This is a genomic window from Marisediminitalea lipolytica (assembly GCF_001758465.1).
GTDB lineage: Bacteria > Pseudomonadota > Gammaproteobacteria > Enterobacterales > Alteromonadaceae > Alteromonas > Alteromonas lipolytica.
This window is the reverse complement of the sequence record NZ_MJIC01000004.1, coordinates 219046-232025: the sequence shown is the minus strand read 5'-3', so window position 1 is coordinate 232025 and position 12980 is coordinate 219046. Positions and strand designations below refer to the sequence as shown.

The 12980-nt window shown below is 46.2% G+C and carries 10 protein-coding genes, 4 tRNA genes and 1 other RNA gene; all 15 read right to left on the bottom strand.

The window, feature by feature from the left end:
- Positions 1 to 13: 13 nt before the first annotated feature.
- The 15 genes from BFC17_RS02685 to tolB all read right to left on the bottom strand — a co-directional run bounded on the left by BFC17_RS02685 (position 14) and on the right by tolB (position 12977).
- Positions 14 to 940 carry a DUF58 domain-containing protein gene (locus tag BFC17_RS02685; protein WP_070174909.1) on the bottom strand — a complete coding sequence of 309 codons (927 nt, stop codon included), beginning with the start codon at positions 938 to 940 and terminating at the stop codon, positions 14 to 16.
- Between the two features lie 7 nt (positions 941 to 947).
- Positions 948 to 1961 carry an AAA family ATPase gene (locus BFC17_RS02680; RefSeq protein WP_070174908.1) on the bottom strand — a complete coding sequence of 338 codons (1014 nt, stop codon included), beginning with the start codon at positions 1959 to 1961 and terminating at the stop codon, positions 948 to 950.
- 28 nt (positions 1962 to 1989) lie between these two features.
- Positions 1990 to 2637, bottom strand: a complete 648-nt coding sequence (locus tag BFC17_RS02675) for a DUF4159 domain-containing protein (RefSeq protein ID WP_373287165.1) — start codon at positions 2635 to 2637, stop codon at positions 1990 to 1992.
- A 123-nt stretch (positions 2638 to 2760) separates the two neighbouring features.
- Positions 2761 to 4095 (bottom strand): TldD/PmbA family protein, encoded by a 1335-nt coding sequence (locus BFC17_RS02670; protein WP_070174906.1) that lies wholly within the window; start codon positions 4093 to 4095, stop codon positions 2761 to 2763.
- Positions 4096 to 4126: 31 nt separating this feature from the next.
- Complete coding sequence (locus tag BFC17_RS02665; protein WP_070174905.1) at positions 4127 to 5755, bottom strand: TldD/PmbA family protein; 1629 nt, start codon at positions 5753 to 5755, stop codon at positions 4127 to 4129.
- 744 nt (positions 5756 to 6499) lie between these two features.
- The gene (locus tag BFC17_RS02660; RefSeq protein ID WP_070174904.1) at positions 6500 to 7150 is read right to left on the bottom strand and encodes a hypothetical protein; all 651 of its coding nucleotides are present in this window, start codon (positions 7148 to 7150) and stop codon (positions 6500 to 6502) included.
- 696 nt (positions 7151 to 7846) lie between these two features.
- Positions 7847 to 7937 (bottom strand) — tRNA-Ser (locus BFC17_RS02655).
- A 269-nt stretch (positions 7938 to 8206) separates the two neighbouring features.
- Positions 8207 to 9265 (bottom strand): quinolinate synthase NadA, encoded by a 1059-nt coding sequence (gene nadA / locus BFC17_RS02650; RefSeq protein ID WP_070174903.1) that lies wholly within the window; start codon positions 9263 to 9265, stop codon positions 8207 to 8209.
- Between the two features lie 250 nt (positions 9266 to 9515).
- A non-coding RNA gene (locus tag BFC17_RS02645) (RtT sRNA) lies at positions 9516 to 9644 on the bottom strand.
- A gap of 37 nt (positions 9645 to 9681) precedes the next feature.
- Positions 9682 to 9757 (bottom strand) — tRNA-Lys (locus BFC17_RS02640).
- A 45-nt stretch (positions 9758 to 9802) separates the two neighbouring features.
- Positions 9803 to 9878 (bottom strand) — tRNA-Lys (locus BFC17_RS02635).
- A gap of 27 nt (positions 9879 to 9905) precedes the next feature.
- Positions 9906 to 9981: transfer RNA gene (locus BFC17_RS02630), tRNA-Lys, on the bottom strand.
- Positions 9982 to 10201: 220 nt separating this feature from the next.
- Positions 10202 to 10957 carry a tol-pal system protein YbgF gene (gene ybgF, locus BFC17_RS02625; protein ID WP_070174956.1) on the bottom strand — a complete coding sequence of 252 codons (756 nt, stop codon included), beginning with the start codon at positions 10955 to 10957 and terminating at the stop codon, positions 10202 to 10204.
- 49 nt (positions 10958 to 11006) lie between these two features.
- Complete coding sequence (gene pal, locus BFC17_RS02620) at positions 11007 to 11573, bottom strand: peptidoglycan-associated lipoprotein Pal (protein ID WP_070174902.1); 567 nt, start codon at positions 11571 to 11573, stop codon at positions 11007 to 11009.
- A 45-nt stretch (positions 11574 to 11618) separates the two neighbouring features.
- Complete coding sequence (tolB, locus tag BFC17_RS02615) at positions 11619 to 12977, bottom strand: Tol-Pal system beta propeller repeat protein TolB (RefSeq protein WP_070174901.1); 1359 nt, start codon at positions 12975 to 12977, stop codon at positions 11619 to 11621.
- Between the last annotated feature and the right edge of the window lie 3 nt (positions 12978 to 12980).

Genomic DNA, 12980 nt, shown 5'->3' with positions numbered 1-12980 from the left:
CAGCTACTCAACATCATGGTCTACCCGCCTTGCCACGGGCAAGCAGAAAATCATAAAGCACGTTATCCAAAGGCTGTTCGATGGTGGTTCGTAACAACTGGATCCGTTGACCTTGCAGCTGGTTAGCCAGGGTATGGTTAAAAGTTTCCCGGGCGTGTAAATAGGCGGATTTTACCTGGCTGGCATTCACCAGTTTATGCTCCCCGGTTTCGCGATCTTCAAAACGAACCTGACCGGTATAGCTAAATTCAACTTCATCCTGGGTTTCCAGCTGCACAGCAATTACATCGGTTCTGGGGCTTACCAACTGCTGCATAAATTCGGTGAGTTCCTGATGCCGTTGGTAAAAATCGCTGACCACGATGACAATTCCCTGTTGGCGCACACTGGCGATTTGATTAATCATCACGTCAATGTTGGGAAAAGCATCGCCACTGGTGATACGAGCTAGCTGTAACAGAAGCTTTTGCCAATGCTGTTGGGTATTCAGTGCCGGTAAAAAGTCTACCTGCTTACCAGAGATGCCCATCAGCCCTACGCCATCGCCCTGCTGATGCGCAAGGTAGGCAATACTGGCCAGTAAGTAACGGCCGTAATCTAACTTTGTGATGCTGTCAGCACCTGTGTTTGCCTGAGATTTTTTGGGCTTGCGACTTTGCATCAGCATTGACGCACTGGCATCCAGAACCAGATACACATTGATGTCACTTTCACGCTCTGCCTCGCGCACAAAGTAACGATCGGAACGCGCAAAAAGCTTCCAGTCTACCCGCGATAACGGATCGCCCGGCTCATACACCCGGTACTGACTGAATTCGACGCCGGTTCCGCGCTGTGCACTATTGTGTAAGCCGTGCAAAAAACCTTGCGCGATGGTCTTAGCCACCAGCGGCAGGTCTTTAATACGTGAAAATGTCAGCGGATCGATTAACGAATGCATTGCGCTGTCAGCTTAAGGGGCTAGCAGGTGTTTTCACATCTTTTAATAAAGCGCCAATCACCTGATCGGCCGTGACATTTTGAGCTTCGGCCTGAAAATTCAGTAAAATCCGGTGTCTGAGTACCGGGTAAGCAACGGCCTGAATATCATCTAATGTAACGGCAAAACGCCCGTCAATCAGGGCATTCGCTTTGGCGCACAATACCAGGGCTTGCCCGGCCCGGGGGCCTGCGCCCCATTGCACAAACTGATTAACCGTGTCACTGACACTGGGCGTATCAGTATTGGTGCGCGTATTGCGGGCAAGCTGACTGACATAACTGAGCAGCGGTTCCGAAATCTCAACATCACGCACCAATTTTTGCAGCACGATGATGTCATCTCCACTGAGGATTTTTTGCAGTTCTGTATGCTGTGAGCCCGTGGTGCGACGTAAAATTTCTACCTCGTCGTCAGCACTGGGGTAACCCACTGACACATACATTAAAAAGCGGTCTAACTGCGCCTCGGGTAACGGATAGGTGCCGGCCTGTTCCACCGGGTTTTGTGTTGCCAGCACAAAAAACGGCTTGGGCAATTCGTAACGTTGAGCACTGTAGCTGATGGCTTTTTCCTGCATGGCTTCCAACAGCGCTGCCTGGGTCTTGGGAGGCGTACGGTTAATTTCATCGGCCAACAGAATTTGCGTAAAAACCGGTCCCTGCTGGAATTTGAAGAAGCGTTTACCAGAGTCATGATCGGTTTCGAGGATCTCGGTACCGATAATATCACTGGGCATTAAATCGGGCGTAAACTGCACGCGCTGAAAATCCAGTTCCAGCGTTTTAGCCAGCGAACTGACCATCAGGGTTTTGGCCAGTCCAGGCACGCCCTCCAGCAGGCAATGCCCGCCGGCAAGAATACTCACTAATAATTGTTTTATTACTGTTTGCTGGCCGACAATGACCTTGCCGATTTCATCACTCACTTGCTCAAGTCGAGCCAATAACTCTTGTAGTTGTTGCTGGGTCAGTGTTTCCAAAACTGTTGTTCCTAATCAGGTGGCGCATCTACGCCGTCATGGCATACACCACAATATTCACCGCAAACCGGGTATTATCGACTTTTAACCAGCGTTTGTTTCTGAAGTCATAATCCCATTCGCAGCCTAAGTCTTTATTACTGTAAAGCACGCCAATTCTGCCATTAACCTGGATAGCTTTGAGGTAATCATGCACTAAATCATCCCCCCAGCCATTGAGTTCAACGGACGTTCTTGGCGGGCCATCGAATTCAAAGAACGCACTGTAGAGTGGATGATCATTGGGGATTTTCTGTAGCGCCTGCGAGCCAAAAATGTCTGTCATTTGCGCTTCGAAGGTGCGCGCAAACATACCATCGATGTCATGATTGCAGTCATCGACAAAAACAAAACCGCCGTTTTCAACGTAGCGTTTGAAGTTTTCTCGTTCCTGCTGATTAAACTGGGCCAACCGATGACCGGCCATATAACAAAACGGCGCAGTCAGCATTGTCGGATCAGACAGCGGTACAATCCGCTCTTTTAAATCAACCCGTAAGCTGGTGTATTCAATTAACGAATTGAGCACATTGGCCGGCATTCTCTCATCGACTTCCCAATCCCCTGACTCATAACTTAAACGGGTAAAATAAAAATCGTAATCAGCACCTTCCAGTGCCCTTGCAACTTTTGGCATTGCCAAAGTACAAAACAGGGCACCGCTGGATTTTAGAATCGCTCTTCTGCTGTATGACATAGTTGGACAAACGAATTAATACATCAGGCGCTTCAGCACGCCTGACGTGACCGAAGAAAAAGGCTATACCGCATCAGATAAACTGCTGAAGGTAAAGTCACGAATCTTCATTGGCGGGATCATGTTGCCATTAATTCTTACCGGTTTACCTAATGCTTCAATGTTATTCAGCATCACAATGGGGCTCTCATTAAACCGGAAGTTTTTGATTGGATATTTGATTTTGCCATTTTCAATATAAAAAGTGCCGTCCCGGGTTAAGCCGGTGTAGAGCAGCGTTTGTGGATCCAGCGAGCGTATGTACCAAAGCCGGGTGACGAGAACACCACGACGGGTATTTTGGATCATATCCTCAAGGGACTCGTCGCCACCTGCCATAATAATATTGCTACCGTAGGGTATATAAGGCATGCCGGTTTTCTTCGCCCAGTACGGTGAATTAGGCATGTTGGTAATAACACCCTCTTTAATCCAGTCCGTACGTTTGAGAGGGTATCCATCCTGGCCAAATGGTGCTGTGGGTACCTCCGGATGCTGAGGATCGCTGTAGATATGCACGCGCTCATCAAACATCTTTTGCCCGAGTTTGTTAGTTGGGCCTTCTTCACCCTCGTCAAGCTTGTTGCTCAAAAAGCTACGCCCCTCGTCAGCAGATCGCTGATCAAAGTTACGCCCCATATTTTGCAATAACTGCACACTGGCGGCAGGCTCAAGAATGACCGTATATTTGCCCGGCTCCATCTCTTTAGCACCTACCGACCCTCCGGCCTTCTGAATGGCAATTTGCGATACTTTAGCAGTATCCAGTTTTTTAACGTCGGTCACATCCTGACTTGCCCAGCCTGATCCTTTGCCATCCTCGGTACGGATAGTTACCGAGAAATCCACATTGGTTGCCGTGTTATAAGCAAACAGGCCTTTATTGTTCATAATGGCGGCAAAGGTGACCTCTTCTTCAAGAAACCCTGAGGAAACCATTTTGTTCTTCTTCGACGGCATGATGCTCGCCCCGGCCGCATCAGCACGGTCCTCGGGTGTTACACTGGCGGTCGACAGTGCAAAACTTGGTGTATCAAGGTATTCCTGTTTGCCAAATACTGGCATATATTCTTTGTTTTCAGGCGCTAATTTAGCCAGCTGCTCAGAACGTCGAACCACCTTTTCTAACGATGCATCATCAAATTCATTGATGCTGGCTACACCAATGCGTTTGCCAAAGGTAGACTGAACAATGAGTACAACATCGCTCTCTTCACCTGCTGTGGAAACCGTGTTTCTGGCGTAGCGGATATTACCGGCACTGCGGCCATTGAGATTGCATTCGCATTCGTCTGCTTTAGAGAACGAAAGCACTTTGGTCAGCAATTTTTTTGCTGTTTCTTCAGTAATCATGGTCATGATCTTGTTATTCCTTTTTCGTTCCTGGCTATCACACGTTACGCGCAGTGTTGATCACGTTAACATTATTAAATCTTGTGGTAGCACAACCATGAGAAACCGCGCTTACCTGTGCAGGCTGACCTTTACCATCAAAGAATGATCCACCGAGTCGATAATCTGATTTACCCGCAGTTTTTACGCAGTTATTCCAGAACTCCTGGGTGTTAGACTGATAAGCGACGTCTTCGATTTGGTCGACAATCTTGCCATCTTTAATTTCGTAAAACAGCTGACCACCAAACTGGAAGTTATAGCGTTGTTGGTCGATGGAAAATGAGCCCCTGCCAGCGATATAAATCCCGTCATCCACTTCTTTAATAATATCTTCCGCAGAAATATCCTTTTCATTGGGTTTAAGCGAGACATTGGGCATACGCTGAAACTGAACATCGGCCCAACTTTGTGAGTAGCAACAGCCATGAGACTCTTTTTGGTCAATCATATGCACTTGATCGCGAATCGCCTGGTAGTTCACTAATATGCCGTCTTTCACCAAATCCCATTGCTTGGTTTTCACGCCTTCATCATCGTAAGCCACATTACCCAGTGAATATTCCTGGGTCTTATCGGCGAACAGATTAACGACATCCGAACCATACTGGAATTTGCCACTGCGCCACTTATCGAGTGTCGCAAAACTGGTACCGGCATAGTTCGCTTCATAACCCAACACCCGATCAAGCTCTAGCGGGTGGCCCACTGATTCGTGAATGGTAAGCATTAAATGCGCAGGGTCCAGCACCAGGTCGTACTTGCCAGGCTCAACCGAGCGCGCTTTAAGTTTGGCTTGTAATTGTTTACCCGCAGCGGCGGCATCTTCAACTAAATCATAAGAGTTTTTATAGCCTACATTAGCGCCACTGATTTTGATTTTATCTTCTTCTTTGCCATCCAGATATTCAAAGCCCATGCCTACTGGGTTACCCAGACCATTGCGCTGTTTAAAACCATTTTTGCCCACCCCGGTGGCAAAAAACGGCGCCCACAGACGATGCACATCCTGATCAATGTAAGAGCCATCTGTAGACGCGAAATATTTTTGTTCATTAACCAAAAACAGTATGGAGGTGATGTAGTTTGCCCCGTTGCTCATTGCCGCATCATTAGCAGTTAGCAGCATATCGACCTTTTCCTGAATCGGCACTTCCATGGCGTTTTTTTTGATTGGCGTTTGCCAGCTTACTTCACCGACGCCTTTTACCGGTGCCAGTACGACAGGGCTGGTTTGAAATTTCGAATTCGCCATTGCCACCGCAACCGCTTGTTCAGCCGTTTTAGCAACACTATCGGGTGTCATATTGGAAGTAGAAGCAAATCCCCAGGTGCCATTTGCAATAACGCGAATGCCAATGCCGGCTGATTCTCTGTTAACGATATTATCGACATTCGCTTCACGAGTGGTGATGAACTGGTTAAGATAACGGCCGATTCGGGCGTCTGCATAGGTTGCACCTTTGGCTTTCGCTGCATTCAAAGCGATATCAGCCAGCTTTTTCTTGTAAGCCACATCCATTGGCTTATCCAACAATTGTTCGGCTGATACGGCGATGCCTGATACCGGAAGTATCATGGAGGCCATACCAACGCCTCCCAATCGAATAAAATCTCGTCTTTGCATTTGGGTTTCCTTCCTGTCGTCATTATTTTTATGCTGATTATTACTAACCTTTATCAAAATGACCCACAGGTCAATAGCTGAGCGAATAAACAAGCTGCTTAGGAGTAAGTAAAGTTGCCAGAAAATGTAAACTAACGTTGAGAGACGCAGCTCGTCGAACGTAGTCCAGCCGGCGTTTGCGTATCAAATTGCGAATCTCACCGCATGAGAACCGGTAACCTACTGTTTATTATTTAGAAAAAAGATAATAGTAAAGATGCTTAGAGTTACGTTGTGAGCAAGCACTGTTTACGTATGCCCAAATTGTTACAATTAGTAAATAATGAGCATAAAAAAACAGGCAAAAGCCGGTTTTTAGAACGTCAGACTCGCAAAGCAACAACGATGTAAACGCTCTTGAAAAAGTACCAGTCATTGACACTAGTATCGAATCGCTGGGTATCATCACATTTGAACACTGGCTAGGCCCCGATACAATGTGACTGGACAGTTGTGAAATTTTGGCATTGTTAAGGAGTTTTGTGGGTGCTGACTCAACAGTGTACATTCGCCTTCACCAAGGTACCCGCAGTCATTTTGATAATGTACAGAGTTGGAAACTGCGCAAATAACAATCGTTCATTATAACGGCAAGATGCTCACCGTTTATAGCGGTATTGCCGGGCCACGATTCGCCACAAACTTCACTCGAGTGCTTTGTTTTTTATGAAAAGCGAGTAACGGGATCTATGCGACTCGAGCTATTTAAATTGTGCAAATAAACCCCAATGTAAGCACTGTGAAAATTAAAGGGCCATACCAATCAGAAGCATATTTGTTAAAGAAAGAGCATATTAAAACCAGAAAAAACGATTGAAGAATAAAAGAAGTTGAGGTTGGCTTTATCTCTTCACTTTTAAGGGACTTTCCAGTTGACTCCGGAAGATTTAATATAAGATAAAGCTTAGATTCCTCTGATTCTCTTACAGAGTCTACGCTGAAATGGAGGTTAGCTTTTGTGTAATTTTCAGCACCGGCTTCTTTTAGTTTAATTTTAAACTTTCCGTACTTTGTATTGCCATTTACACCCCATTTAACGAAATAAAAAATGGCTTGTTTTGGCATGCATTTCATGTAGAGAGATTTTAGAGCAGAACTCCAAGATTTTTTGTTGTATATGTACCGGCTTTCGTCACTATAACTAACGCCCCTAAAAACCAATAAATATCGAATAATCAGATAGATGAATACGAACCAATAAATAGCAATCAAGTTTTCAGGATTATCTAAAACTATCCCGAAAAGAGGAAGTTTCAAGTCGCTTTCAATATCACCACCTCCAACAATAAAAATAACTGTGGTAAGACAGAAGACGATTAAGTTTCTGCGTTCTGGTATTGCATCATTCAGTTGCATATTTCATCCCTGATAAAGTTACACGAAAAGCAGTATCAGCGTACACGATGTCTAACCGGTTCGCTATGTAGTAACGCATTCATATGTATAGCCTCAGAAGACTTTAGGTATTCACACAATTCCTTCCGGAAGGCAACGCTGGGATAGCCTTTGAATCAATGCAAATAGACTTCGTTGTAGAGAGGAAACAAGATAATACTGATCGCTTCGTAAGAGCCCCTCTTTTTAAAGGGATTGGTTTCTGTCAGTACCCTGTCGTAAATGTTTTTAACTATCTGCCGTTTCCAAAACTTTACGAATCCTAACCGTGAATTTAGGTACAGGTTTCCAACCTCTTTCCCTAAGTAAACACTAAGCCTAGGCTAATAGTGTAATCACCGACTTCGATAGTATTTTAAACAGCGTTAGATCATTCTTTATGCGAGGTTAAATTATGAACGAGCTTCACCATTGCTAGGTTGTTCCTGAGAGCAGTAATGTCTGTTGATGGCTCTTAAACTCCACGGCAGCAGCGGTTTAACCTAAAATAGTGGAAGATTAAGAGTGGTACATTGAGTTCGCTGCTTACACTAAAGAACTCTATCGGAAGCTCAATTTTGAACCAAATTGACTGGCGACAATTGCAAAACGTCAAGTGCAGCGACAACCATTTTGTTCTGGATAAAAAAAACCGGCAAAAGCCGGTTTCTTTATATCTGGCGGAGAGAGAGGGATTCGAACCCTCGATACGCTATTAACGTATACACACTTTCCAGGCGTGCGCCTTCAGCCACTCAGCCATCTCTCCAAATTGTTTCTTCGAAGCGCTTTATCATTAACACATCCGTGATGATCGTCACCCAGTCTCGACTTCCTGTCTCGCCGTTGCGCTTCTAAAAGCGTGACGTTAAGTCACCCTTTTTCGTCTTCGACGACCGAATGCTCACCCACTCAGCCATCTCTCCAAATTGTGTATTACCGCAATGCAGTAATTAAGTGCGCGTATAGTAGGTAAAGCCGCGCTACGAATCAAGAACTAGCCTTAAATAAATAGGCCGAATGCTGATTAATTAAGCACTAAGCGCTCTTTTTCGCTTTTAACTGTGCCGAAAAGTCTAGCATGCGGTTTAATGGGATCAGTGCTTGCTCTCTTAACGCGTCGTCAACAAAGATTTCGTGGGCACTGGTATCAACAGTAGTCAGTGACTGATAAATCGCTTCCAGACCATTCATAGCCATCCAGGGGCAGTGTGCGCAGCTTTTACAGGTTGCGCCATTACCGGCTGTGGGCGCTTCTACAAACTGCTTTTCTGGCATGAGTTGCTGCATTTTGTAAAAGATGCCTTTATCGGTTGCTACAATAAAAGTTTGATTAGGCATATCCTGTGCTGCCTGAATCAGCTGACTGGTAGAACCTACCGCATCAGCCATCTCAACCACACTGGCAGGCGACTCTGGGTGAACCAGTACTGCGGCTTCAGGATACAGCGCTTTCATGTCCTGAAGCGCCTGAGACGAGAATTCATCGTGTACGATACACTCGCCCTGCCACATCAGCATTTCTGCGCCGGTTTTCTTAGCAATATAAGAACCCAGGTGGCGATCCGGACCCCAAATAATGGGTTTACCCAGGCTATCGAGATGCTCGACGATTTCCAGCGCAATACTGGAGGTAACCACCCAGTCAGCGCGTGCTTTAACGGCAGCAGACGTATTAGCATAAACCACAACAGTGTGATCAGGATGTGCATCACAAAACGCCGAGAACTCTTCGATAGGACAACCTAAGTCTAATGAACAGGTTGCTTCCATAGTTGGCATAAACACGCGTTTTTCCGGGCTGAGGATTTTGGCCGTTTCGCCCATGAATTTTACGCCTGCAACCAGCAGCGTCTGCTCAGCAGCATCACGACCAAAGCGTGCCATTTCCAGCGAATCCGCTACACAGCCACCGGTTTCTTCTGCCAACGCCTGAATTTCAGGGTCAGTGTAATAATGCGCAACCATGGTAGCGTTCTTTTCTTTTAACAACACTTTGATTTTATCTTTAAGTTCAGCCTTACGAACGTCAGATAAAACGGCTGGTTTTGCCGGAAAAGGATAATCAATCTGGTCAATACGATAAGCTATTGTCATGGTTGTAGATACCTAACCTGGTTGTGGCTGAACGGGCGGCGATTATACACGAGTGTCATAAAAATTTCATACACTGAAGAGACTGTTTATAAAATAATCAGGATGAATAATGCCGAAAATATGCGTTGTAGATAATGTGGGGCTGATGCTGGTTTGTTTCAAGCACTTAGGAGTGCTTCGCTGGTTCGCATCCGGCGCGTGCATGTGTAGCTTATTCTGACAGTGATAGGCTTTCAGAATTTTAGGAAGATGGTGTGTCGTGCTGGATGATTCGCCTTTACAAGGCTCACCCTTCGGGCCGTGCTAAAGCACGTTCACTAAACAGAGTTTAGTGTCGAACAGCTTCGCTGGTTCGCATCCGGCGCGAGCATGTGTAGCTTATTCTAACAGTGGTAGGCTTTAGAGTTTTAGGAAGATGGTGGGTCGTGCTGGATTCGAACCAGCGACCAATTGATTAAAAGTCAACTGCTCTACCAACTGAGCTAACGACCCATCTAAACTTGGTGTAACTTTGGATTCGCTTAAAGCGCTTTGAAATGGTGGGTCGTGCTGGATTCGAACCAGCGACCAATTGATTAAAAGTCAACTGCTCTACCAACTGAGCTAACGACCCATTTCAAATTGGTGATAAATCGAGGAGTGGTGGGTCGTGCTGGATTCGAACCAGCGACCAATTGATTAAAAGTCAACTGCTCTACCAACTGAGCTAACGACCCTTCGATTTATCGCGTCACCTTGTCTTGGCAACGGGCGCATATATTACTCATTTCCGGCGGCGGTGCAACCTTAAAAACCCATTTATTTGCAGTTTTGTGTCAAAAACCGTTTAACCGCTTAAAAACAAATCAATTCGTGCAGTATTCAACCCGCACTTTACTTATGCCAATAAAAAAGGAGCCATAGGCTCCCTTTTTCACTTTAACGCTTTGGTCAAAATTATAGTCTGGCTTCAGCGAGCTTTCGCGCAGATGAATTAGGATAATTATTAATCACTTCTTCAAATAAAGCTTTAGCCCGTGCCTGATTGCCCACCTTCTCGGCGATTACGCCAAGCTTAAGCAATGCATCAGGGCGTTTGGCCGAATCAACAAACTTGTTTACTACTACTTCAAACTGAGCCGCGGCGTCCTGCCACTGTTGTTTATTAAACAATAGCTGGCCAAGCCAATAATGCGCGTTAGGCGCATAGCTGCTGTCAGGGAAGCGTTCAATGAAAGCCTGGAATTCAGGAATAGCTTTATCGTATTCACGGGATTTCAGAATTAAATTAACGGCTTTTTCGTAAGCATCCGACTCCGACAAACCTGATGGTTGTGTTACCGCAGGCGTAACCGGCGTTGCCGCTGGCGTGTTATCTACAGTAGTTGTTGCCGGGCCATTGCTGGCTGCACCACTAAATCCTGACTGCTTTAAGGACTCAACACGCTTATCGATTTCAAGATACAACTCACGCTGTCTGTCGAGCACTTTTTGCAGTTGATTGGTATGTACCTCAACCGCGCCACGTAACTCGTCCAGCTCGTTTTGCATGGTATCGATTTGCTGTTGCAAGCGATGTTGCATTTCTGCGCGGTTGTTAACCTTGCGCTCTAACACGGTTAAGCGTGTTTCGATATCGCTGTCACCAACATTATAAACCGGCGCACCAGTCGACTGTGCCAGGGCACCAAACGGCAGACACAACAAAGCCATTGCAACAGGAGCAATGGCTTTTAAATAGGATTTATTGGGATTGTTCATCTTATTGGTAAACAATGATACCACGACGGTTCTGAGCGAATGCATACTCAGAAGAACCCATTACTTCAGGCTTTTCTTCGCCGTAAGAAACCACAGAAATCTGGCTTGAGCTAACACCTGCATTCAACAGATAAGTTTGTACTGATTTAGCACGACGCTCGCCCAGTGCGATGTTGTACTCAGGTGTACCACGGCTGTCAGTGTGGCCTTCTACCACTACTTTAGTGCCTGGATTCTTGATCAGGAACTCAGCGTGCTTGTCCAGTACCGGGAAGAACTCTGATTTGATGTTTGAACGGTCAAAATCAAAGTAAACGGTTTGTTCGTTTTGCAGAGCAGTCAGCTCTTGTTTAACCATTTCTTCAGCCATTTGCTGGCGTTTAACTGCTTCGGCCTGTACGCGCTGTTCTTCTGCTTCCTGAGCGGCCTGCTCTTCAGCTGCTTGTTGTTGCGCGATGCGGTTACGTTCTGCAGCCAGTTCCTCTTCGCTAGGACCTGATGAACATGCCATCATAGTCACCACTGGCAGGGCGATGATGAAGCTCTTCATTACTTTATTCATTTGCATCCTCTTAATCCTTATACTTATATAATTGTGATTTTATCAAATCTGTTAAAATAAATAAGGTGACCAGCTTGGCGATTTGACCTGCCCGTCAGCCACCGGTAATCTCGCTTTAAAGCGCCCGTCCAGTGACACTAACGACAATACCTGCGTATCGCCGTATAGTGTACTATAAATTATCATGCTTCCATTCGGAGCGATACTGGGAGATTCATCTAAATATGTTCTCGTCAGTACCTGAATTGCACCGCTATCCACATCTTGTCTGGCAATGTGGTAGTCGCCGCGGGTCCGGTTCACCAAAACAACCTCCTGGCCGTCAGGTGTAAAAGTGGCTCCCAGATTCTGTTCACCCTCAAAGGTAAGACGTCGCACCGTGCCAGTATCTAAATTTACGCGATAAATCTGTGGTTTACCACCCCGTTCAGAGCTAAATATCAGACTCTTACCGTCTGGAGACCAGGACGGCTCTGTATCGATGGCCCGATTGCGCGTAATTCGGCGTAAATTTTTGCTGGCCAGGTCCATCACGTAGATTTCCGGATTACCGTCTTTCGACAACACCATGGCCATTTGCTTACCATCGGGCGAAAATACCGGATTACCGTTAATCCCCGGGAAATTAGTAATTCGCTCACGTTCCATAGTGTAAATGTTTTGCACAAATATCTGTGGACGCTTGTTTTCAAAACTCACGTACGCCAGCTTTTCACCGTCGGGTGACCACGATGGCGACATCAGTGGCTCAGGCGACGAAAGTAACCGGGTTTCGTTAAAGCCATCGTAGTCTGCAATTACCAGCTGGAATGGCAGTTTTTCTTTTTTGCGGTCACGCACAATGACATAAGCAATGCGTGTTAAAAACGCGCCACGGGTACCGGTGAGTTTTTCGTAAACCACATCGCTGATGCGGTGCGAATACTGACGAAAATCATCACCACCAATCACCACCTGACGTTCGTCAATAATGTGATCGCGACTGTTTACCAGACCGCCTTCCTTGTTCAGGATTTTAGACTGTCCGCCGGTGATCTGACCACGCAGTACGTCAATAATTTCAAACTTAACCAGATAACGATCTACCGCCTGGGGCTTTACGCTGCCCACCACAATAGTATCGATACCCATTGCCGCCCAGGCTCCGTAATTTACTTCGCTGTCGGTAGAGGGATATTCTGGCATAGCCGAACGCGCCACCGGGTTAAATTTGCCGCTGCGACGTAAATCGTTCATCACTACATCGGTTAAGTCGCCAGGCAATACGCCGTCGCCTTCCCACTTAAAGGGCACCACGGCGATCGGGCGGGCACTGTCCACCCCTTCGGTAATCACAATTTCAAGCGCCGCCTGTAACTGGCCAACCACGCTAAAATAGATCAGGGTAATCCACAGACCTAGTTTTCTCATAGG

Bases quoted from the DNA above. Each gene is read 5' to 3' on its own strand.
- nadA (WP_070174903.1), bottom strand. From the start codon at position 9,265: ATGACAATAGCTTATCGTATTGACCAGATTGATTATCCTTTTCCGGCA.
- tolB (WP_070174901.1), bottom strand. From the start codon at position 12,977: ATGAGAAAACTAGGTCTGTGGATTACCCTGATCTATTTTAGCGTGGTT.
- BFC17_RS02675 (WP_373287165.1), bottom strand. From the start codon at position 2,637: ATGCCAAAAGTTGCAAGGGCACTGGAAGGTGCTGATTACGATTTTTAT.
- ybgF (WP_070174956.1), bottom strand. From the start codon at position 10,957: ATGGCTTTGTTGTGTCTGCCGTTTGGTGCCCTGGCACAGTCGACTGGT.
- BFC17_RS02685 (WP_070174909.1), bottom strand. From the start codon at position 940: ATGCATTCGTTAATCGATCCGCTGACATTTTCACGTATTAAAGACCTG.
- BFC17_RS02665 (WP_070174905.1), bottom strand. From the start codon at position 5,755: ATGCAAAGACGAGATTTTATTCGATTGGGAGGCGTTGGTATGGCCTCC.
- BFC17_RS02670 (WP_070174906.1), bottom strand. From the start codon at position 4,095: ATGACCATGATTACTGAAGAAACAGCAAAAAAATTGCTGACCAAAGTG.
- BFC17_RS02660 (WP_070174904.1), bottom strand. From the start codon at position 7,150: ATGCAACTGAATGATGCAATACCAGAACGCAGAAACTTAATCGTCTTC.
- pal (WP_070174902.1), bottom strand. From the start codon at position 11,573: ATGCAAATGAATAAAGTAATGAAGAGCTTCATCATCGCCCTGCCAGTG.